At 75.2% G+C, this 19,994-nt stretch carries 20 protein-coding genes; 7 read left to right on the top strand and 13 right to left on the bottom strand.

Going from position 1 to position 19,994, the window contains the following annotated elements; genetic code table 11:
* Nucleotides 1–6: 6 nt before the first annotated feature.
* Together ilvA and AC4OR8_RS01240 are read left to right on the top strand one after the other, a co-directional pair.
* Complete coding sequence (gene ilvA, locus AC4OR8_RS01235; protein ID WP_492163747.1) at nt 7–1,281, top strand: threonine ammonia-lyase IlvA; 1,275 nt, start codon at nt 7–9, stop codon at nt 1,279–1,281.
* 141 nt (nt 1,282–1,422) lie between these two features.
* Nucleotides 1,423–2,628: a 4-hydroxybenzoate 3-monooxygenase gene (locus AC4OR8_RS01240; RefSeq protein ID WP_492163748.1), complete on the top strand. Its 1,206-nt coding sequence runs from the start codon at nt 1,423–1,425 to the stop codon at nt 2,626–2,628.
* Between the two features lie 51 nt (nt 2,629–2,679).
* Here AC4OR8_RS01240 and AC4OR8_RS01245 read toward each other — a convergent pair whose 3' ends face one another.
* Complete coding sequence (locus AC4OR8_RS01245; protein WP_492163749.1) at nt 2,680–3,303, bottom strand: hypothetical protein; 624 nt, start codon at nt 3,301–3,303, stop codon at nt 2,680–2,682.
* 195 nt (nt 3,304–3,498) lie between these two features.
* Here AC4OR8_RS01245 and AC4OR8_RS01250 point away from each other — a divergent pair, with 195 nt between their 5' ends.
* Both AC4OR8_RS01250 and AC4OR8_RS01255 read left to right on the top strand, forming a co-directional pair.
* Nucleotides 3,499–4,290: a DUF2382 domain-containing protein gene (locus tag AC4OR8_RS01250; protein WP_492163750.1), complete on the top strand. Its 792-nt coding sequence runs from the start codon at nt 3,499–3,501 to the stop codon at nt 4,288–4,290.
* 150 nt (nt 4,291–4,440) lie between these two features.
* Complete coding sequence (locus tag AC4OR8_RS01255) at nt 4,441–4,797, top strand: hypothetical protein (RefSeq protein WP_492163751.1); 357 nt, start codon at nt 4,441–4,443, stop codon at nt 4,795–4,797.
* A 39-nt stretch (nt 4,798–4,836) separates the two neighbouring features.
* On the opposite strand, the gene AC4OR8_RS01260 is transcribed toward AC4OR8_RS01255, so the two are convergent.
* From AC4OR8_RS01260 to AC4OR8_RS01285, 6 genes are all read right to left on the bottom strand, one after another.
* Nucleotides 4,837–8,688: a SpoIIE family protein phosphatase gene (locus tag AC4OR8_RS01260; RefSeq protein WP_492163752.1), complete on the bottom strand. Its 3,852-nt coding sequence runs from the start codon at nt 8,686–8,688 to the stop codon at nt 4,837–4,839.
* A gap of 17 nt (nt 8,689–8,705) precedes the next feature.
* Nucleotides 8,706–9,122 (bottom strand): STAS domain-containing protein, encoded by a 417-nt coding sequence (locus AC4OR8_RS01265; RefSeq protein ID WP_492163753.1) that lies wholly within the window; start codon nt 9,120–9,122, stop codon nt 8,706–8,708.
* A 105-nt stretch (nt 9,123–9,227) separates the two neighbouring features.
* Complete coding sequence (locus AC4OR8_RS01270; RefSeq protein WP_492163754.1) at nt 9,228–9,902, bottom strand: 3-oxoacid CoA-transferase subunit B; 675 nt, start codon at nt 9,900–9,902, stop codon at nt 9,228–9,230.
* Nucleotides 9,899–10,573, bottom strand: coding sequence for a 3-oxoacid CoA-transferase subunit A (locus tag AC4OR8_RS01275; protein WP_492163755.1), 675 nt, complete (start codon nt 10,571–10,573; stop codon nt 9,899–9,901). The genes AC4OR8_RS01270 and AC4OR8_RS01275 overlap by 4 nt, the downstream gene beginning before the upstream one ends.
* Nucleotides 10,573–11,784, bottom strand: coding sequence for a thiolase family protein (locus tag AC4OR8_RS01280; protein ID WP_492163756.1), 1,212 nt, complete (start codon nt 11,782–11,784; stop codon nt 10,573–10,575). Before AC4OR8_RS01280 ends, AC4OR8_RS01275 begins: the two co-directional genes overlap by 1 nt.
* 54 nt (nt 11,785–11,838) lie before the next feature.
* The gene (locus AC4OR8_RS01285) at nt 11,839–12,330 is read right to left on the bottom strand and encodes a MarR family winged helix-turn-helix transcriptional regulator (protein ID WP_492163757.1); all 492 of its coding nucleotides are present in this window, start codon (nt 12,328–12,330) and stop codon (nt 11,839–11,841) included.
* A 112-nt stretch (nt 12,331–12,442) separates the two neighbouring features.
* Here AC4OR8_RS01285 and AC4OR8_RS01290 point away from each other — a divergent pair, with 112 nt between their 5' ends.
* Together AC4OR8_RS01290 and AC4OR8_RS01295 are read left to right on the top strand one after the other, a co-directional pair.
* Nucleotides 12,443–13,210 (top strand): pirin family protein, encoded by a 768-nt coding sequence (locus AC4OR8_RS01290; RefSeq protein ID WP_492163758.1) that lies wholly within the window; start codon nt 12,443–12,445, stop codon nt 13,208–13,210.
* Nucleotides 13,211–13,248: 38 nt separating this feature from the next.
* Nucleotides 13,249–13,755 (top strand): VOC family protein, encoded by a 507-nt coding sequence (locus tag AC4OR8_RS01295; protein WP_492163759.1) that lies wholly within the window; start codon nt 13,249–13,251, stop codon nt 13,753–13,755.
* A 185-nt stretch (nt 13,756–13,940) separates the two neighbouring features.
* Here the strand turns inward: AC4OR8_RS01295 and AC4OR8_RS01300 are convergent, their stop codons facing one another.
* On the bottom strand, nt 13,941–14,720 hold the full coding sequence (locus AC4OR8_RS01300; protein ID WP_492163760.1) for an IclR family transcriptional regulator domain-containing protein: 780 nt from the start codon (nt 14,718–14,720) through the stop codon (nt 13,941–13,943).
* A gap of 43 nt (nt 14,721–14,763) precedes the next feature.
* Between AC4OR8_RS01300 and AC4OR8_RS01305 the strand changes: the two genes are divergently transcribed.
* Nucleotides 14,764–15,333, top strand: coding sequence for a TlpA family protein disulfide reductase (locus AC4OR8_RS01305; protein ID WP_492163761.1), 570 nt, complete (start codon nt 14,764–14,766; stop codon nt 15,331–15,333).
* Between the two features lie 4 nt (nt 15,334–15,337).
* Here the strand turns inward: AC4OR8_RS01305 and AC4OR8_RS01310 are convergent, their stop codons facing one another.
* The 5 genes from AC4OR8_RS01310 to pcaH all read right to left on the bottom strand — a co-directional run bounded on the left by AC4OR8_RS01310 (nt 15,338) and on the right by pcaH (nt 19,943).
* Nucleotides 15,338–15,997 (bottom strand): SCO family protein, encoded by a 660-nt coding sequence (locus AC4OR8_RS01310; protein WP_492163762.1) that lies wholly within the window; start codon nt 15,995–15,997, stop codon nt 15,338–15,340.
* Nucleotides 15,998–16,106: 109 nt separating this feature from the next.
* Nucleotides 16,107–17,381: a bifunctional 3-oxoadipate enol-lactonase/4-carboxymuconolactone decarboxylase PcaDC gene (pcaDC, locus tag AC4OR8_RS01315; protein WP_492163763.1), complete on the bottom strand. Its 1,275-nt coding sequence runs from the start codon at nt 17,379–17,381 to the stop codon at nt 16,107–16,109.
* Entirely contained in the window at nt 17,378–18,571 is a 1,194-nt protein-coding gene (locus AC4OR8_RS01320; protein WP_492163764.1) for a lyase family protein, read from the bottom strand. The genes pcaDC and AC4OR8_RS01320 overlap by 4 nt, the downstream gene beginning before the upstream one ends.
* The gene (gene pcaG / locus AC4OR8_RS01325; protein WP_492163765.1) at nt 18,568–19,140 is read right to left on the bottom strand and encodes a protocatechuate 3,4-dioxygenase subunit alpha; all 573 of its coding nucleotides are present in this window, start codon (nt 19,138–19,140) and stop codon (nt 18,568–18,570) included. The genes AC4OR8_RS01320 and pcaG overlap by 4 nt, the downstream gene beginning before the upstream one ends.
* A complete protein-coding gene (gene pcaH / locus AC4OR8_RS01330) occupies nt 19,137–19,943 on the bottom strand; it encodes a protocatechuate 3,4-dioxygenase subunit beta (RefSeq protein ID WP_492163766.1) in 807 nt (268 codons plus the stop codon). The genes pcaG and pcaH overlap by 4 nt, the downstream gene beginning before the upstream one ends.
* Nucleotides 19,944–19,994: the final 51 nt, after the last annotated feature.

Consider the following 19,994-nt stretch of genomic DNA (forward strand, 5'->3'; position numbering starts at 1 on the left):
GGGGTCGTGACCACGCCTCCCGCCCCCGCGACGCCGGACGACGTCGACCGCGCCGCGGCCGGGCTGGCCGGTGTCGTCGAGCCGACCCCGCTGCACCGCAGCGACCGGCTCTCGGCGCTCACCGGGCTCGAGGTGTGGCTCAAGCGCGAGGACCTGCAGCCGGTGCGCTCCTACAAGCTGCGCGGCGCCTACACGCTGATCGCCGACCTCGACGCCGAGGCCCGCGCCCGCGGTGTGACCTGCGCCAGCGCCGGCAACCACGCCCAGGGCGTCGCCTTCGCCTGCGCCCGCGCCGGGGTGCGGGCCCGGGTGCACCTGCCGCGCACCACCCCGCGCCAGAAGCGCGACCGGGTGGCGGCGCTGGGCGGCGCGATGGTCGACGTCGTCATCGGCGGCGACACCTACGACGACGCCGCGGCGGCCAGCCGCGCCTTCGCCGCGGCCACCGGCGCCACCCCGGTGCCGGCCTTCGACGACCCCCGCACCATCGCCGGGCAGGGCACCGTGGCCACCGAGGTGCTGGCCCAGCTCGCCGCCGCCGGGCTCGGCGAGCCCGCCGCCGTGGTCGTGCCGGTGGGCGGCGGCGGACTGGTGGCGGGGGTGCTGACCGTGCTGGGGGCGCGCGCGCCCGGCGTACGGGTGGTGGGGGCGGAGCCGGCCGGTGCGGCCGGCATGGCGGCGGCCGTGCGGGCCGGCGAGCCGGTGGACCTCCCCGACCTCGACGGGTTCGTCGACGGCGCCGCCGTGCGCCGGGCGGGCACGCACACCTACGACGTCGTGCGTCGGCACGGCCCCGACCTGGTGGCGGTGCCGGAGGGCCTGGCCTGTGTCGAGATGCTCGACCTCTACCAGTCCGACGGCATCATCGCCGAGCCCGCCGGGGCCCTGGCCACCGCAGCGCTTCGGCTCGGGGCGGGCGGCCTGGCCCCCGGCTCGCTGGTGGTGGCGGTGGTCTCGGGAGGCAACAACGACGTCAGCCGCTACGCCGAGGTCGTGGAGCGCGCGCTGGTCTTCGAGGGCCTCAAGCACTACTTCCTCGTCGAGTTCCCCCAGGAGCCGGGCGCGTTGCGCCGCTTCCTCGACGAGGTGCTCGGCCCCGACGACGACATCACGCTCTTCGAGTACGTCAAGCGCAGCAACCGCGAGACCGGCCCCGCCCTCGTCGGCGTCGAGCTGCAGGACGCCGACGACTACGCCCCGCTGCTGGCCCGGATGGACGCCTCCCCCCTGCGCGTCGAGGCCGTCGCGCCCGACAGCCCGCTCTTCCGCTTCGTGCAGTAGCCCCGGCCGCGTCGGGTCTCGACCCGCTCGCTGCGCCGCTCCTCGGGAACCACGCCAGCGACGAGGGGTGTCGCGGCCCCATCTTCCGCCCACCGGAAGAACCCTGCCGGTCGCCACCGGCGGACGTCGTACGGTCGCGGTGTGAACGCCGTCACCCCCGAGACCACCCGCGTCGGCATCGTCGGCGGCGGACCGGCCGGCCTGATGCTGGCCCACCTGCTCGCCCGCGCCGGCATCGAGTCGGTGGTGGTCGAGACCCGCGCCCGCGAGGTGATCGAGCAGACCCACCGCGCGGGCATCCTGGAGCGCGACAGCGTGCGGATGCTGGTCGACAGCGGTCTCGACCGCGTGCTGCGCGACGGCCACGAGCACCGCGGCATCGACCTGCGCTTCGACGGCACGAGCCACCGCGTGGACTTCCAGGACCTGGTGGGGGCCTCGACGTGGCTCTACCCCCAGACCGACGTCTTCACCGACCTGGCCGACGCCCGGGCGCGCGACGGCGGCGACGTGCGCTGGGAGGTCGGCGACGTCAGCGTGAGCGACGTCCTCGACCGCCCGAGCATGCACTTCACCGACGCCGACGGCACCCGCCGGGAGGTCCGCTGCGAGGTGGTCGTCGGCTGCGACGGCTCCCGCGGCACGTGCCGCGACCAGGTGCCGGAGGCCGAGCGCCGCCGCTACTTCCGGGAGTACCCGTTCGCCTGGTTCGGCATCCTGGCGCAGGCCCCGCCGAGCATCGAGGAGCTGGTCTACGCCCGCGGCCCGGAGGGCTTCGTGCTGGTGAGCTCGCGCACCGAGACGGTGCAGCGGATGTACTTCCAGTGCGACCCCGGCACCGACGTCGCCGACTGGTCCGACGACCGGATCTGGGAGCGGCTGCAGGAGGGCGTGGCCGGCGACGACGGCCTGGGCCTGGCCGAGGGGCCCGTGCTGGAGAAGACCGTGCTGCCGTTCCGCAGCTTCGTGCAGGAGCCGGTGCGCCACGGCCGGCTGCTGCTGGCCGGCGACGCGGCGCACACCGTGCCGCCCACCGGCGCGAAGGGGCTCAACCTGGCGCTGGCCGACGTGCGGGTGCTGGCCGAGGTGCTCGAGCAGGCGCTGGTGCACCGCGACGACGCCGCGCTCGACACCTACCAGCCGCGAGCCCTGGAGCGGGTCTGGCGCACCCAGCACTTCTCCTACTGGATGACCACCCTGCTGCACCGGCTGCCCGGCGCCTCCGAGTTCGACGAACGCCGCCAGCTCGGCGAGCTGGCGGCGTTGACGTCGTCACGGGCGGGCTCGGCCTACGTGGCCGAGTGCTACACCGGGTGGCCGCAGGGCGCCTGGCCGGGCCGGGGCTGACCCCGGCCCGGCGGCGCACCGGCAGCGCCGTCGTGCGGTGGAGCGGTCGGGTCAGCGGCCGGCGGCGCGGTCGACGCGGTCGTGGTAGCGGTGACCGAGCTTGCCGCCGAGCACGGCGGCGAGCAGCGTGAGCAGCACGACGGCGATGGCGGTGATGATGCCGCCGGCGCCGAGCTCGTCGGTGCCGAGCGGGATGCGGGGCAGGCTGACGCGGTCGAGCAGGTTGTACTGCGAGCCGAACACAGCGCCCAGCACGATCGCCAGGATCGTGACGAGCAGGCCGATGACCCACACGCCCGCGCCCTGACGGCCACCGTCGAAGCGCGACATGCGCCCGGCGACGTATCCGCCGAAGAAGTAGCCGATGACGAGCACCGCGAGCAGCACGGCCGCGGCGACGACGCCGATGGTGCCGGCGGAGCGCTCGGCCTCCGACTGGGTGATGGAGGTCGACGAGCCCACGGCGGCGGTCACGGCGCCGACGATGCTGGTGAGCAGGATGGCCACGGCGATCGCCACCAGCCAGCCGAAGAAGCAGGCACCGATGTTCAGGCCGCCGAACTTGTCCCGCGCGTGGTCCTCGCGGCGGCGGTCGGTGTCGTGCCGGTCGTGCCGGTCGTAGGCGCGGCTGTCGGCCGCCTCGGCGCTCGTCGCGCCCTTGTCGTGTCGGGCCATGACTGCTCCTCGTGGTCGGGCCGCGGCTGTTCCGCGGTGACCGCCCCGGTACCCGACGCGCGACGCGCGACCCGGGCGTGCGCGGAAGAGGACTCTCACCCGCCCAAGGGGGTGACTTACAGCGTCAGCGCGCTTGAACCGCGTGAGCGGGGTCACCGGGTCTGGTCCGAGACACCAAAGCACGAAGGGGAAGACATGATCAACGAGACCCAGGCACGCGACGTCATCGGCTCCACCGCTTACACCCGCGACGGGGACAAGCTCGGAAAGGTGGGTCAGCTCTTCCTGGACGACGAGACCGGTCGCCCCGAGTTCATCACCGTCAACACCGGCCTGTTCGGGACCAGCGAGTCCTACGTGCCGGTCGCCGACGCGACGTTCGACTCCGACCGCCTCACGGTTCCCTACACCAAGGACCAGGTGAAGGGCGCGCCGCACGTCGACCTCGACGGCGGCCACCTCGACGCCAGCGACGAGCGTCGCCTGTACGACCACTACAGCCTCAGCTACGGCGGCGGCGTGGACACCACGACGACCACCGGCACCACGACCGGCACCACGACCGGCACCGGCGTGGACACCTCCGTCGGTCACGACACGTCCGGTCCCACCACGGACGACGCGATGACCCGCTCGGAGGAGCACGTCAACGTCGGCACCACCTCGGCCGAGGCCGGCCGGGTGCGCCTGCGCAAGTACGTCACCACCGAGACCGAGACCCACACGGTGCCGGTGGCCAAGGAGCGCGCGGTGCTCCAGACCGAGCCCATCACCGACGGCAACGTCGGCGACGCGGTCGACGGCCCCTCCATCTCCGAGGAGGAGCACGAGGTCGTGCTGCACGAGGAGCGCCCCGTGGTCGAGAAGACCGTGGAGCCCGTCGAGCGCGTGCGCCTCGGCACCGAGACCGAGGTCGAGCAGAAGCAGGTCTCCGAGCAGGTCCGCAAGGAGAACATCGAGGTCGACGGCGACGCCGACCGCCGCTGATCCACCCGGCCCCTCGGGGCCAGCACCGTCCGGCCCGGCCCTCCTTCGAGGGGCCGGGCCGGCGGTGCGTCCGGAGCCGCCGGCGCGGCACGGGAGGGCGCCGGACGGTGCACGACTGCCGGTGTCGGCGGCGTGGCGCAGGATGGGGCGGTGCCCACCACCGTCGACGCCCCCGGCTCGGTGATCCTCGTCGTCGGCAGCGAGCAGTTCACCCCGCCCACCTCCTTCGCAGGCCTGGCCTGCGCCGCCACCGACGACTGCGTGGCGGTGGTGGTGGCCGACCCGGTCGTCGTGGAGTTCTCCGCCGACGCCCCGGGCGGGCGCGGGGTCGACCTCGGCACCTTCACCCTCCACACCGAGGGCCAGCTGTCGGTGCGCGACGTCTACAACCGCGGCCTCGACACCGCCGGCGTCTCCGCCGGTGCGGTCACCGTGACGGTGTGGGGCGACCGCGCCGAGGACCCCGGCCGCGTGCGGGTCCAGGTGCACCCGGACCGGCCGGACTGACCCGACCGGCCTGACCCGATCGCAGGGCGTGGCGCGGCGTCAGCCCGACCAGCGCACGGTGCACCACACGGCCTTGCCGGACCGGGTCACCCGGGTGCCCCAGTCGTGGGCGACCGCGTCGACGATGTTCAGTCCGCGGCCGTGCTCGTCGGCGTCGTCGGGACGCCGTCGTCGCGGACGCAGCAGGGTGTGGTCGGAGACCTCGAGCACCAGCTCGTGCCGGGTGCGCCGCAGCTGCAGGTCGATCGGCGCCCGGGCGTGCACGAGCGCGTTGGTCACCAGCTCGGAGGTGGCGAGCACCAGGTCGTCGACCAGTCCGTCCGGCACGCCCCACGTCGCGAGCCGGTCGGCCACGGCCCGGCGCGCCAGCGAGGGGGCGACGTCGCCGTGGTCGAAGCGCCGGTGCAGCACGTCGGCCTCGGCCCCGCCGGTGACGCGCACCGCCATCACGGCGATGTCGTCGTCGACCGACTCCCCGGCGAACGCGCTCACCAGCGCCGCCGGCAGGTCGCGGGCGGTGTCGGCGGAGCCCAGGTGCTCGGCCGTGCGCTCGACGAGCCGGGCGACGGCGGCGTCGAGGTCACCACCGCGGCGCTCCACCAGCCCGTCGGTGTAGAGCAGCACCGTGCTCCCCTCCGGCAGCGGCTCCACCTCGGTCTCGGCGCCGAAGAAGCCCGCCCCGAGCGGCGGTCCGCTGACCGCCAGCAGCGTGGTCCCGCCGGCGCCGTCGCTCCCCGCGCCGCGCCCCGGCGGGGTCGTCACCAGCACCGGCAGGTGGCCGGCGTTGGCCCAGGCCAGGGTCTGGTCGGTGGCGTCGTGGACGCAGAACACGCAGGTGACGATCTGGTCGCCGGCCAGGTCCTGCACCAGCCCGTCGAGGTGCTCGAGCACCTCGGCAGGGCCGAGTCCCATCCGGGCGAAGGCCCGCACGGCGGCGCGCAGCTGACCCATCACGGCCGCCGCGCGCACCCCGCGGCCCATCACGTCGCCGATGACCAGCGCGGTGCGGCCGGCGCCGAGGTCGAACACGTCGTACCAGTCGCCGCCGACCTGCGTGCCCTCGGTGCCGGCGCGGTAGAACACCGCGATGTCGAGCGCGCGCACGTCGAAGCGGTCGGCCGGCAGCAGGCTGCGCTGCAGCTCGTCGGCCAGCTCGCGCTCCCGCGCCGCCGCCTCGGCCGCGGCGCGCGCCTCGATGAGACCCTGCTGGGTCGCCCGGGCCTCGGTGACGTCCTGGAACGAGCCGCGCACCACCCGCCGGCCGTCGCCGGTCACCGCGGCCTCGCCGCGCACCAGGCAGGTGCGCTCACCCCCCGAGGGCAGCAGGACGCGGGTGTCGTACTCCACCACCTCGCCGGGTCGCACCCTGCCCAGCTCGGCGCGCACCCGGTGGAGGTCGTCGGGGTGCACGAGCGAGCGGATCACCGCAGCGGTGCCGAGGCGGTCGAGGTCGTCCTGGGTGTGCTCGACGAGGTCGAGGAAGGCGCGCGAGGCGACGATCGTGTCGGCCTCGGGGTCGATCTCCCAGCTGCCGACGCGGGCGAGCCGCTGGGCCTGGTCGAGGAGCTCCTGGCTGCGCACGAGCACCTCCCGCACCCGCTGGACGCGGTCGAGCTCGAGGTTGACCCGCACCCGCGCCAGCAGCTCGCGTCCGGAGAACGGCTTGACCAGGTAGTCGTCGGCGCCGGCCTCGAGGCCCTCGAGGGTCGCGTCCTCCCCGCCGCGCGCCGACAGCATCACCACCGGCACGGTCGCCAGCAGCGGGTCGGCCTGCATGGCGTGCAGCAGCCCGAAGCCGTCGAGGCGCGGCATCATCACGTCGGTCAGCACCAGGTCGGGGCGGCGCCGTGCCATCACCGCGAGCGCGTCGATGCCGTCGACGGCGGTGTCCACGTCGTACGGCTCCGCCACCAGCAGGTCGCGCACGTAGTGGCGCATGTCGGGGTTGTCGTCGACGACCAGCACCCGCGGCGGCCCGGGTGAGGTGTCCGCGTCCGGGTCGGTCGGCACGGCCATCGGCAGCGGCACGTCGTCCTCGGGGCCGGTCGCCGGCTCCGCCAGCCACCGCAGCGTCTCGGAGACCAGGCTGCGCGCCTGGGCGCCGGCCACCGACGGCCGGCGCGCGTCCCCGCCGGGCGACCCGTCGCCGCCGTCGGGCTCGGCGACCACCTGGTCGGACGGCAGGTGCGCGACCCCCACGGGCACGGCGACGGTGAAGGTGCTGCCCACGCCGAGCTCGGAGTCGACCGCCACCCGGCCGCCGTGCAGCGCGGCGAGCTCGGCGACGAGCGCCAGCCCGATGCCCGAGCCCTCGTGGCTGCGCGAGCGCACCCCGGCCACTCGGTGGAACCGGTCGAAGAGCTGCCCCAGCTCGTGCTCCGGGATGCCGGCGCCGGTGTCGGCGACGCGCAGCACGACCTCGCCGTCCTGCTCGACCAGGGTGAGGGTGATGGCGCCGTCGAAGGTGAACTTCACGGCGTTCGAGAGCAGGTTCAGCACGATCTTGGCCCAGTGGTCGCGGTCGACCCACGTCGGCGACGACACCCGGCAGTCGACCTCGAGCCCGATGCCGGCGCGCGCCGTGGCCGACTCGAACATGCTCGCCAGGTCGTGGGTGTAGGCGGCGAGGTCGACGCGCTGGAAGCGCGAGCGGGTGTGGCCCGCCTCGAGGCGGGAGAAGTCGAGCAGGGTGTTGACCAGCTGCAGCATCCGCTGGCCGTTGCGCGCCACCACCTCGAGACGACGACGCTGGTCGCCGGCCAGGGGGTCGCGCTGGTCGGCCAGGGCGTCCTCGGCCGGGCCGAGCAGCAGCGTCAGCGGGGTGCGCAGCTCGTGGCTGACGTTGGTGAGGAAGTCGGTCTTGGCCTGGTCGACGCGCGCCAGGCTCTCGGCGCGCTCCTTCTCCGCCTCGATGGCGCGGGCGTCGCTGACGGTCGAGGACAGGTGGGTGGCGATCAGGCCGACGAAGTCGCGGTAGCCGTCGTCGAGCGGCCGGTAGCGGTTGGCGCCCACCACGACCACCCCGTACGGCGCCGCCTGCTGCCCCTGCGCGGGGATCGGCACGACCAGCGCCTGCAGCGGTGGCTCGCTCCAGGCGCCGGTGGGCAGGTCGGCGTGGCGCCGGTCGGCGACCAGGTCGACCGCGACGTGCTCCTCGGCCAGCGCCTGCGCCACGGGCCACACCGGGTCGACGTCGTCGAGCAGCAGGTGCGACGGGGCGGCGGGGTGGTCGGCGCCGATGCCCGACGAGCCGGCGCGCACCAGCGTGCGCCCGTCGGCCTCGAGCAGGTAGACCAGCGTGAAGGGCAGCGACTCGGGGTTGCGGGCCAGCGACGCGCAGGCCACGGTCACCGCCTCGGCGTCGGAGCGTGGCGAGCCGCCACCGATACCGAGGTCGCGCAGCGTGGTCATCCGCCGCTGCGAGATCACCGTGTCGGTCACCTCGGCCACCACGCAGAGCAGGCCCGCGGCCTCGCCGTCGTCGTCGGTCAGCGGGCTGTAGGAGAAGGTGTGGTAGCTCTCCTCCGGGAAGCCGCTGCGCTGCACGAACAGCCGCAGCGCCTCGTCCCAGGTCGACTCGCCGGTGGCCATCACCGTGGCGACCCGCGGCCCGATGTCGTTCCAGATCTCCGACCACACCTCGTGGGCCGGGCGACCCAGCGCCCACGGGTACTTCTCGCCCAGGGTGTCGCGGCGGTAGGCGTCGTTGCAGAAGAAGGTGAGCTCGGGCCCCCACGCCATCCACATCGAGAACTTCGAGGTGAGCATGATGCCCACGGCGCTGCGCAGGCTCAGCGGCCAGGTGTCGGGGTCGCCGAGCGGGGTCGCATCCCAGTCGACGTCGAGCAGGTCGCGCCCGACCGCTCCTCCGCCCGCCAGGACGTCGCGCATCGACCGCGCGGTCTGGGTCAAGCGTCCGGCCCCGAGCCCGCGCGTCCGTCGGTGACGGCCGCGGCGCGGGCCTCGGCCAGCGCGTCGTCGAGGCGGTGGTGCACGGTGAACACGCGGTCCAGCGCGGTCAGCCGCAGCACCCGCAGGATCGCCTCGCTGTCGACCACGAGCACCAGCGCGCCGCGGAACACCCGCGCCCGCTTCTGGGCGCTCACCAGCGCGCCGAGGCCCGAGGAGTCCATGAAGCCCACCCCGGTCAGGTCGACGACCAGGTGGGGGTTGCCGTCGACCAGCAGGTCGGTGAGGCGGCTGCGCAACGCGGCCACGGTGCGGACGTCGACCTCGCCGCCGACGTGGAGGACCGTCGCCGGCGGGTGGTCCTCCTGACGCAGCTGCAGCCCGGGGGCGGGCGCAGACGGATCGGCCGAGGACATGCGCCGCACTCTCCCAGACCCCCGCCCCGAACGGATCACCCTCTCGGGAAGTCCACCCCTTCGGGCGGACGGAACCCCCGCCTCCGCCCGTGCCTCAGCCCTGCCTCAGGCCTCGAGGGGCAGGCCGAGGCGCTCGGCGAGGGCGGCGACGGTGGTGCCCCAGGTCTCGCGCACCCGCACGCCGCCGGCGCCGACGTCGAAGGTGGCCAGGTCGGTGTAGACGCGGTCGACGCAGCCGGTGCCGGTGAGGGGGTAGGTGCAGGACGGCACCAGCTTGGGGCTGCCGTCTTTGGCGAACAGCGTCATCATCACCAGCACCTGCTCGGCCCCGATGGCGAGGTCCATGGCCCCACCGACGGCGGGGATCGCCCCCGGGGCGCCGGTGTGCCAGTTGGCGAGGTCGCCGCCGACCGAGACCTGGAAGGCGCCGAGCACGCACACGTCGAGGTGGCCGCCGCGCATCATCGCGAAGGAGTCGGCCTGGTGGAAGTACGACGCCCCGGGCAGCTCGGTGACCGGCACCTTCCCGGCGTTGGTCAGGTCGGGGTCGACCGGGTCGTCGGGGCCGCCGCGGGCGGCAGGACCCATGTGGAGCATGCCGTTCTCGGTGTGCAGGACGACGCCCGAGTCGTGCGGCAGGTGGTCGGCGACCAGCGTGGGCTGGCCGATGCCGAGGTTGACGTAGGAGCCGGGCGGCACGTCGCGGGCGACCACCGCGGCCATCTCGTCCTTGCCCAGGGGGCCGCGGTCGGTGTGCTCGACCACCGCTGCGGCGCTCATGCCGCCACCTCGGCGGACACGACGCGGTCGACGTAGATGCCGGGGGTCACCACGTGCTCGGGGTCGAGGCCGCCGAGGTCGACGACGCGGGAGACCTGCACGATCGTGGTGCGCGCCGCGGTGGCCATCACCGGCCCGAAGTTGCGCGCGGTCTTGCGGTAGACCAGGTTGCCGGCCCGGTCGGCGACGTGGGCCCCCACCAGGGCGTAGTCGCCGCGGATCGGCAGCTCCAGCACGTAGCGGCGTCCGTCGATCTCGCGCTCCTCCTTGCCCTCGGCCAGCGGGGTGCCGACGCCGGTGGGGCCGTAGAAGGCGCCGATGCCGGCGCCGGCGGCGCGCATGCGCTCGGCGAGGTTGCCCTGTGGCACCACCTCGAGCTCGATCTCGCCGGCGCGGTAGAGCCGGTCGAAGACCCAGGAGTCCGACTGCCGGGGGAAGGAGCACACCACCTTGCGCACCCGCCCGGCCGCGAGCAGCGCGGCCAGGCCGGTGTCGCCGTTGCCGGCGTTGTTCGACACCACGGTGAGGTCGCTCGCGCCCTGGCGCACCAGCGCGTCGATCAGGGCCACCGGCATGCCGGCCATCCCGAAGCCGCCGACCAGCACGGTCGCGCCGTGCTCGATGCCGGCCACCGCCTCGTCGTACGACGCGGGGAAGGTCGTGGCCGCCATCAGGCCGCCGCCTCGGTGTTCTCCAGCACCACGGCCAGGCCCTGGCCGACGCCGATGCAGATCGCGGCGACGCCCCACCGCTCGCCGGTCGCGCGCAGCCGGTGGGCCAGCGTGCCGAGCACCCGCGCGCCGCTGGCGCCGAGGGGGTGGCCGATGGCGACCGCGCCGCCCCAGGCGTTGACCACCTCGGGGTCGCGCAGGCCCTGCGCCGTCCAGGCGTCGATGCAGGCCAGCGACTGCACGGCGAAGGCCTCGTTGAGCTCCACGGCCGCGACGTCCGACCAGCCGATGCCGGCGCGGGCCAGGGCACGCCCGGCGGCCTCCACGGGGGCGAAGCCGAAGCGCTGGGGCTCCAGCGCGTGGGTGCCGCGCCCGGCGATGCGCGCCAGCGGAGCCGCACCGACCAGGTCGGCGGCCGCGGCGGAGCCGATCACCAGCGCGGCGGCGCCGTCGTTGAGCGGCGAGGCGTTGCCGGGGGTGATCGTGCCGCCGTCCTCGGCGCTGCGGAACGACGGGCGCAGCCCGGCGAGCGACTCCACCGTGGAGCCGGGGCGGATGCCCTCGTCGCGGGCGAGGTCGACGCCGTCGACCGGCACCACCAGGTCGTCGTAGCGACCCTCGGCCCAGGCGCGGTCGGCCAGCACGTGGGAGCGCGCGGCGTAGGCGTCCTGGCGCTCGCGGGAGATGCCGAACTCGTCGGCGAGCGCCTCGTTGCTCGCGCCCAGCGACACCGTCCACTCCGCCGGCATCCGCTCGTTGACCAGCCGCCAGCCCAGCGTGGTCGACACCGCGGCCAGGTCGGTGGCGGGGAACGCACGCGACGGCTTGGGCAGCACCCACGGGGCGCGGGTCATCGACTCGACGCCGCCGGCGACCACCACGTCGGCGTCGCCGGTCTCCACGGCGCGGGAGGCCTGCATCGCGGCGTCGAGGCTCGACCCGCAGAGCCGGTTGACCGTCGTGGCCGGCACCGAGACCGGCAGTCCGGCCAGCAGCACCGCCATCCGCCCGACGTTGCGGTTGTCCTCGCCGGCGCCGTTGGCGTTGCCCCAGACCACGTCGCCGAGGCGGGCGGGGTCGAGGTCGGGCACCCGCGCGAGCACGCCGGTGAGCGCCGTGGCCGCCAGGTCGTCGGGACGCACCTGGGCCAGGGCGCCGCCGAAGCGGCCGAACGGCGTACGGGCGGCGGCGTAGAGGTAGGACTCGGTCATGGCGCTCCTGTCCGGTTGTTCGCAGAGCGAACAGTCATTCGCTGTGCGAACAGCCTACTCCTCGCGGCCCTCCAGGCGCGAGAGCACCGAGGCGGTGATCCGGCGCAGGTGCTCGACGTCGGCGGGAGCCAGGGCGTCGAAGACGACGTCGCGCACGGTGCGGACGTGGTCGGGCGCGGCGTGCTCGATGGCGCGGCGGCCGGCCTCGGTGACCACGACGAACGCGCCGCGGGCGTCGTCGAGGCACTCCTCGCGCACGACCAGCCCGCGGCGCACCATGCGACCGACGTGGTGGGAGAGGCGGCTGCGCTCCCACTGCAGTGCGTCGGCGAGACCCGAGACGCGGATGCGGCCCTCGCGGCTCTCGGTGAGCTGCACCAGCACGTCGAAGTCGGGCAGCGAGAGGTCGCTGCTGCGCTGCAGGTCGCGGTGGAGCACCCCGGGAAGGCGGGAGGTGACGGCCAGCCACTGGCGCCAGACCTGCTGCTCGTCGTCACTCAGCCACGGGACGTCGTCGTCCGGGTCGACACCCGCGCGCTTGCTCATGGGGACATCCTACCGGAATAGTTGACACGTCACCTAAGTTGTCGGAGGGTGAGCGGGCACCCCCGCCGACCCCCATCCCCCTGCAGCAACGACGGCCCCGGAGAGGACCACCATGAGCACTGTCCAGCTGGACCCGCAGGTCGACGTCCGCCGGTCGGCCGACCGCTACTCGAGCCAGTTCGGGTGGCTCGACTCCAAGCACTCGTTCTCGTTCGGCCACCACCACGACCCGGCCAACACCCACCACGGCCTGCTGCTGGTCAACAACGACGACGTCGTCGACGCCGGCACCGGCTTCGACACCCACCCCCACCGCGACATGGAGATCGTCACCTGGGTGATGCAGGGCTCGCTCGTGCACCAGGACTCCACCGGGCACAACGGGATCATCTACCCCGGCCTGGCGCAGCGGATGAGCGCCGGCCGCGGCATCCTGCACTCGGAGAAGAACGACTCGTGGCGCCTCGAGGGCGAGACGCACGCCGACCCGGTGCACTTCGTGCAGATGTGGGTCGTGCCCGACGAGAGCGGCGTCGTGCCCGGCTACGAGCAGCTCGAGATCGACGCCGACCTGATGAGCGGCAGCCTGGTGCCGGTGGCCTCCGGCATGGCGAAGCACGACGGCGCCTCCGCCATCCGGATCCGCAACCGGTACGCCGCCCTGCACGCCGCCCGTCTGCAGCCCGGTCAGAGCGTCGAGCTGCCCGAGGCGCCGTTCCTGCACCTGTTCGTGCCGCGCGGCGCGGTGGTGCTCGAGGGCGCCGGGCCGCTGTCGACCGGTGACGCCGTCCGCTTCACCGCCACCGGCGGTCAGCGCGTCACGGCCACCGAGGCATCCGAGGTGCTGGTGTGGGAGATGCACGCCACCGTCGCGGCCTGACCTGCCCTCTCCCCCACCCCGCTTCCGAGGAGCCGACCATGACCGAGCAGACCCCCGTCGACCTGGACGCCGTCGCCGCCGCGCGCGACCGCATCCGCGACACCCACCTGCGCCCCGCCGCCGAGCGTCCGGCCTCGACCGCCCGCGGCCTCCACCACACCGCGCTGGTCAGCAGCGACGTCGAGCGCACCGTGCGCTTCTACCAGGACGTGCTGGGCTTCCCGCTCACCGAGCTGATCGAGAACCGCGACTACGCCGGGTCGTCGCACTTCTTCTTCGACATCGGCAACGCCAACCTGCTGGCGTTCTTCGACTTCCCCGGCCTCGACCTCGGCCCCTACGCCGAGGTGCTCGGCGGGCTGCACCACCTGGCGATCTCGGTGGAGCCGGAGCGCTGGGAGGCCCTGCGCGCCCGCCTCACCGACGCCGGTGTCGAGCACGAGGTGCACAGCGGCGTGTCGATCTACTTCCGCGACCCCGACGGCGCCCGCATCGAGCTCATCGCCGACCCCCTCGGCGAGATGTACGGGCAGCACGTGCTCTGAGGGGCGGGCGGGCGGGCGGTATCCCCGGCCGGCCGGGGAAACCGGAACATGGTGGCCGAAATTTCAGCCACCAAGTGGCAGTTTCCGCCTCCCAGTACGTCGCCCCGGCACGGCTGCCCGGTGGCGACGGTTCCCCGGGACTCGGCCCGGCTACGAGCCGACGGCCATCCGGGTGTGCACGCGCCTCAGCCCGCCGTGAGCGCCAGGTCCGCCTCGACCGCGGCGGCGGTGGCCCGCAGCGCGTCGAGGTGGGTGAGCGGGTCGGGCCCGGTGGCGGCGGTGGAGATGTTCAGCGCGGCCACGACGTCGCCGCCGGCGCCGCGCAACGGGACGGCCAGCGACCGCAGCCCCAGCTCGAGCTCCTGGTCGACCAGCGCCCACCCCTGACCGGCGACCTGCGCCACCACCTCGCGCAGGGCGGCGGGGTCGGTGACGGTGCGCGGGGTGAGCGCGGGCGGGCCCGCGGCGAGGTGGGCGTCGAGGGCGTCGGGGGGCGAGGCGGCCAGCAGCACGCGGCCCATCGAGGTGGCCAGTGCCGGGAACCGCGTCCCGACGGTGATGCCGACGGTCATCAGCCGGCGGGTCGCGACGCGGGCGACGTACACGATGTCGGTGCCGTCGAGCACCGCCGCCGACGTCGACTCCCCCACCGCCGCCGAGAGCCGCTCGAGGTGGGGCTGGGCCACCTGCGGCAGCCCCATGCCCGAGAGGTACGCCGTGCCGAGGCGCAGCACCTGCGGGGTCAGCTCGAAGGTGGCGCCGGTCAGCCGCACGTAGCCGAGCTCCACCAGCGTCAGCAGCAGCCGGCGCGCGGTGGCCCGGCTCAGGCCGGTGCGGGCCGCGACCTGGCTCAGCGTCATCGCGCCGTGCTCGGCGTCGAAGGCCGTGACGACCTGGAGCCCCCGCGCCAGCGACTGCACGAACTCCTCGCCCGGGGCCCTGGGGGCGTCACCGGCGGCGGTCATGGCCGCGAGCATAGGGCGCTGCGCCGCGACGTATCCTGAGGCCGTGACCCGTCGCCCGCTCCGCCGCGTCGCCGCGGCCGCCGCGCTGGTCGCCACCTGGGCCCTGGCCGGCTGCAGCACGACGTACGTCGACACCACGCCCGACGGGGTCGACGGCCGGGCGCCCGTGACCGGCTGGCAGGAGGTCGACCCCGTCGCGGTCGAGCTGCCCACCGCCGAGCCGCTCGACGGCACCGAGGCGACCACGGCCGACCTGACCGAGCCGACACTGGTCAACGTGTGGGCCAGCTGGTGCGGGCCCTGCCGCGAGGAGATGCCGCTGCTGCAGGGCGTCTCCGACGACGGCGACCTGCAGGTGCTGGGCCTGTCGCGCGACTCCACCGCCGACAACGCGCAGCGGATGATCGACGACTACGACATCACCTTCGACTCCTGGCTCGACACCGCCGGCGAGCTCGCGGTCGCCCTGGACGGGCGGGTGCCGTTCGTGGCGATGCCGTCGTCCATCCTGGTGGTCGACGGCGAGGCCGTCGCCGTCCACGTCGGCGAGTTCGACGACGAGGCCGAGGTGCTCGAGGGCCTCGAGTACGTCGAGCCCCGCGCGACCCGCTGACCCGTCAGCCGGCCGCCTGCACCTCGCCGGTGAGCAGGAACCCGATGTCGTCGGCGAAGTCCGACGGCGTGGTCTCGCGGCCCCAGATCGCCGGGGCCTGGCCGTCCTCGTCGACGGCGATGACGTAGGTGCCGTGGGCGTTGGGGTCGTAGCCGCCGCCGTCGAGCGGCTCGCCCTCGTCGACGTACACGCCCACCGACTGACCCAGCGCGGTGACGTCGGTGAGGTCGCCGGTGAGGCCGACGAAGCCGGGGTCGAAGCGGGACAGGTAGTTCTCCACGACCTGCGGGGTGTCGCGCTCGGGGTCGGTGCTGACGAACACCACGTCGACCTCCTCGCGCTGCTCGTCGTCGAGCTGCAGCAGGCCCGACGCCAGCGACTGCAGCACCTGCGGGCAGATGTCGGGGCACTGGGTGTAGCCGAAGAACAGCAGCGTCAGCGGCTTGTCGGTGTCGCTGGCCAGCGTGAACGGCTCGCCGTCGGTGGTCTCGAGCGTGGCGTCGGCGACGTCGAAGGGCGGGTCGACCACGCGGGCGCTGAAGTCGACCGCCTTCTCCTCCGAGCAGCCCGACGCCACCAGGGCGGTCACGGCGACGGCGGCGAGCGCCGCGGCCGTACGCCGGCGCCGCGGGCTCGAGAACGGGCGGGAGGGTCGCAGGTGCACCCCACGATCGTACGGAGGCACCCGCGGCCCGGCGCCGGCCGCTCCGAGCACCGCCGCCCCGGTGTCGCCTGGCGCACACCGCCCGACGCACGGCCCCTCGCGGCAGCGCTCAGGCCTCCCCCATCTCCTCCAGCACCCGCTGGGCGACCCGGAACGCGCTGTTGGCGGCGGGCACGCCGCAGTAGACGGCGCTCTGCAGCAGCACCTCGGCGATCTCCTCCACGGTGACGCCGTTGGTGCGCGCGGCCCGCACGTGCAGGGCCAGCTCCTCGAGGTGGCCGTGGGCGACGAGCGCGGTGAGGGTGACCAGCGACCGGCTGCGGCGGTCGAGGCCGGGGCGGTTCCAGATGCCGTCCCAGGCGTAGGTGGTGATGAAGTCCTGGAAGTCACGGGTGAGGTCGGTGGTGGCGGCCTCGGCGCGGTCGACGTGGGCGTCGCCCAGCACCTCGCGGCGGGTGGCGGTGCCGGCCTCCCACGCCGCGCTGCGCCCGCCCGAGGCCGACACCGACGCCGCCGCCGATGCCGACGGGTCCGGCGGGGCGTCCAGCGGCAGGCCCAGCACGTGCGCCCGCACGAGCCGGGCGACCTCGGCAGGTGCCTCCACCGGGGCGAGGTGCCCGACGCCGGGCAGCTCGACGTACGCGCCCTGCGGCACCGCGTCGGCCACCTCGCGCAGCGAGACCGGCGGGGTGGCCACGTCGTGCTCGCCGGCCACGGCCAGCACCGGCGCCCGCACCTCGCCCAGGCGCTCGCGGACGTCGAAGTCGGCCAGCGCCCCGCACACCGCGGCGTAGCCCTCGTCGCGCACGCCGGCCAGGTCGTGCAGCAGCGCGGAGCCGGCCTCGGGCTCGCGGTCGAGGAAGCCGGGGCCGAACCACCGCTGCGCCGAGGCCGCCACGACCGCCGACGTCCCGGAGGCGCGCACCGTCGCCGCGCGCTCGGCCCACGACGCGGCGGTGCCGATGCGGGCGCCGCTGCACAGCACGACCGCGGCCGACACCCGCGCGGGCGCGTCGAGCAGCAGCTGCAGGCCCACGGCGCCGCCCACGGAGTCGCCGGCGTGGGCGAACGACGAGCCCGGCGCGTCGCCGCGCTGCTGCTGCACCTCGTCGACCAGCGCGAGCACGCCCGCGGCGAGCCCGGCCATCGTGAAGGGCTCGGGCGGCACGGCGGTGTTGTGGCCGTGACCGGGCAGGTCCCACGCCACCACGTCGAAGGCGTCGGTGAGCCCGGCGCGGGCGCAGCGCGTCCAGAGCCCGGCCGCGGTGGTCCCGAGCGACGGGCCGAGCACCAGCAGCGGCAGCTCGGCGCGGTGGGCGGCGGCCGTGAGGCGGGCGCCGGTGAGCACCGGCACGACCTCCGGTGCGGTGCTGGCTGTGGTCACGTCGTCGCTCCGTGGGCCCGCTCGAGGACGGCGTCGACGAGGGCCGGCGTCGCGCCGAGGTAGGTGTCGCGCGGCGCCCGGCCGGTGAGGTCGGCCATCGCCCGTTGCTCGGCGCGCACGTCGGGCGCCGCGGCCGCGAGGGTGGCGGCCATCCGCTCGGGGTGCACCTGCAGGCCCTCGACGAGGTCGACGGCCTGGCCGGCGGCCACGTGGGCGCGGCGCAGCAGGTCGCGCAGGGTGGCCCACTCGGCGTGCCAGGCGCCGTCGGCGCGCTGGTCGACCTGGTCGGCCGCGGCGAGGTGGAGCGTGGCGGCCAGCGGGGGTGCGGCGAGCGCGGCCCGGCGCAGCAGCACCGACAGCACCGGGTTGGCCTTGTGCGGCATCGTCGACGACCCGCCCCCGGCGCCCTCGGAGACCTCGCCGACCTCGGGGCGCGACAGCACCAGCACGTCCCGGGCCACCCGCCCCCAGGCGTCGGTGCAGCGCACCGCGACGTCGCCGAGGCGGGTGACGGTGGTGCGGGTGGTGTGCCACGGCGGGGCGTCCACGAGGCCGAGCGCCCCGGCCACCAGCGGCCCCACCGCTGCCGGGTCGCCGCCGAGCTCCACCAGCGCCGCGTGGGTGCCGGCGGCGCCGCCGAGCTGCACCGGCAGACCGGCGTCGAGCAGCGCCGACACGTCGTCGAGGGCGTCGAGCACGCCGGTCAGCCAGCCCGCGGCGACCAGCGCGAACGTCGTCGGCACGGCGTGCTGGGTCAGCGTGCGCGCCACCATCGCGGTGTCGCGGTGCGTCGACACCAGACCGGCCAGGGCCCGGGCCTGGTCGCGCAGGCGCGCCCGGACGTCGTCGAGCGCCTCGCGGGCGGCGTGCACCAGCGCGCTGTCGACGACGTCCTGGCTGGTCAGCCCGCGGTGCAGCCAGCGCGCCGGCTCGGCGCCGAGGCGTGCGCGCAGCAGCGCGAGCAGGGGCACGACCGGTGTGCCACCGGCCTCGGCGTCGCGTGCCAGCCCGGGCAGGTCGGCGGGGCCGACCAGCCCCGCCAGGTCGGCGCGGGCGGCGGCGGGCGCCACCCCGGTGTCGACGAGCGCGTCGAGCCAGGCCTGCTCCACCGCCACCATCGCGACCAGCACCGCCGCGTCGGAGAGCACGTCGCGGGCCCGGTGGTCACCGGGCCAGAGGAGGTCGCTCACCGGGCCAGTGTGGCCGACGTCCGCCGGTGGTCCAGGAACACGGTCTCGCCCTCGCCCTGCAGGCGCAGGTCGAGGCCCAGTGCACCGTCCGGCTCGGCGGCCAGGCGCAGGGTGGCGGCCCGCTCGGGGGTCAGCGAGGCCAGCAGCGCGTCGGCGGGCGCGTCGGGCAGGTAGGCGCGGGTCTGCAGCCGGTCGAGCAGGCCGCGGGCGAACACCGTGAGCGCGACGTACGGCGTGCCGGGCCGCAGGGTCACGAACGACCAGCGCCCCTCGTTGTCGGTGGCGCAGCGGCCCCAGCCGGTGAAGGTGGCGCCGTCGCGCTGGATCGAGCCGGCCTGCTGCACGACCTCGCCGTCCGGCCCGGCCTGCCACAGCTCGACCAGCGCGTCGGGCACGGGCGCGCCCTCGCCGTCGAGCAGCCGCCCGCGCAGCACGACCGCACCCGGCGACCCGGGCGGCACGAGCTCGCGGTCGCGGGGGTAGGGCAGCGCGTAGTGGAAGAACGGCCCGACGGTCTGGCCGACGGTCGGCGTGCCGCCAGGGGTGCCCGGCGTGCTCGTGCGGGTCATGCGGCGTCCTCGTCGTGGTCGGCGTCGTGCACGGTGTCGCCCTCGCGGGGCGTGCGGTGGGCGCCGGTGAGCACGATGTCCCAGCGGTAGCCCAGGGAGAGCTCGGGCTCGGTCAGGTCGTGGTCGTAGGTCGCCACCAGGCGCGCCCGGTCGGCCGGGTCGGTGATCGCCTGGTAGATCGGGTCGAGCGCGAACAGCGGGTCGCCCGGGAAGTACATCTGGGTGACCATCCGCTGGGTGAACTCGTCGCCGAACAGCGAGAAGTGGATGTGGGCGGGGCGCCAGGCGTTGCGGTGGTTGCGCCACGGGTAGGCCCCGGGCTTGACCGTGGTGAAGCGGTAGACGCCGTCGGCGTCGGTCAGGCCCCGGCCCGCGCCGGTGAAGTTCGGGTCGAGCGGGGCGGGGTGCTGGTCGCGCTGGTGCACGTAGCGCCCGCCGGCGTTGGCCTGCCAGATCTCCACCAGCTGGTGACGCACCGGGCGGCCCTCGCCGTCGACGACGCGTCCGGTCACCACGATCCGCTCGCCGATCGGCTCCCCGCGGTGCCCGATGGTGAGGTCGGCCTCGAGCGGGTCGACGTCGCGCCCACCGAAGACCGGCGACCACAGCTCGACGCCCTCGGGGTCGACCTGCACCGGGTCCTTGGTGGGGTGGCGCAGCGCGCTGGAGCGGTACGGCGGGTAGTCGAGGCGCGGCTGGCGTCCGGGACTGCCCTGCAGCGCGTCGATCTCGGCGCTCACGCCGGCCTGGGTGTCCGGGGCGGGGCCGCTGGTGGCTGGGGGGTCGTCGCGCAGGTCGGTCACGGCGCCGACTGTAGGGCGACGTGCGTCACATCCACCCCCGCCGACTTCCGT

The sequence above is a fragment of the Nocardioides sp. FY1077 genome (genome assembly GCF_058681775.1).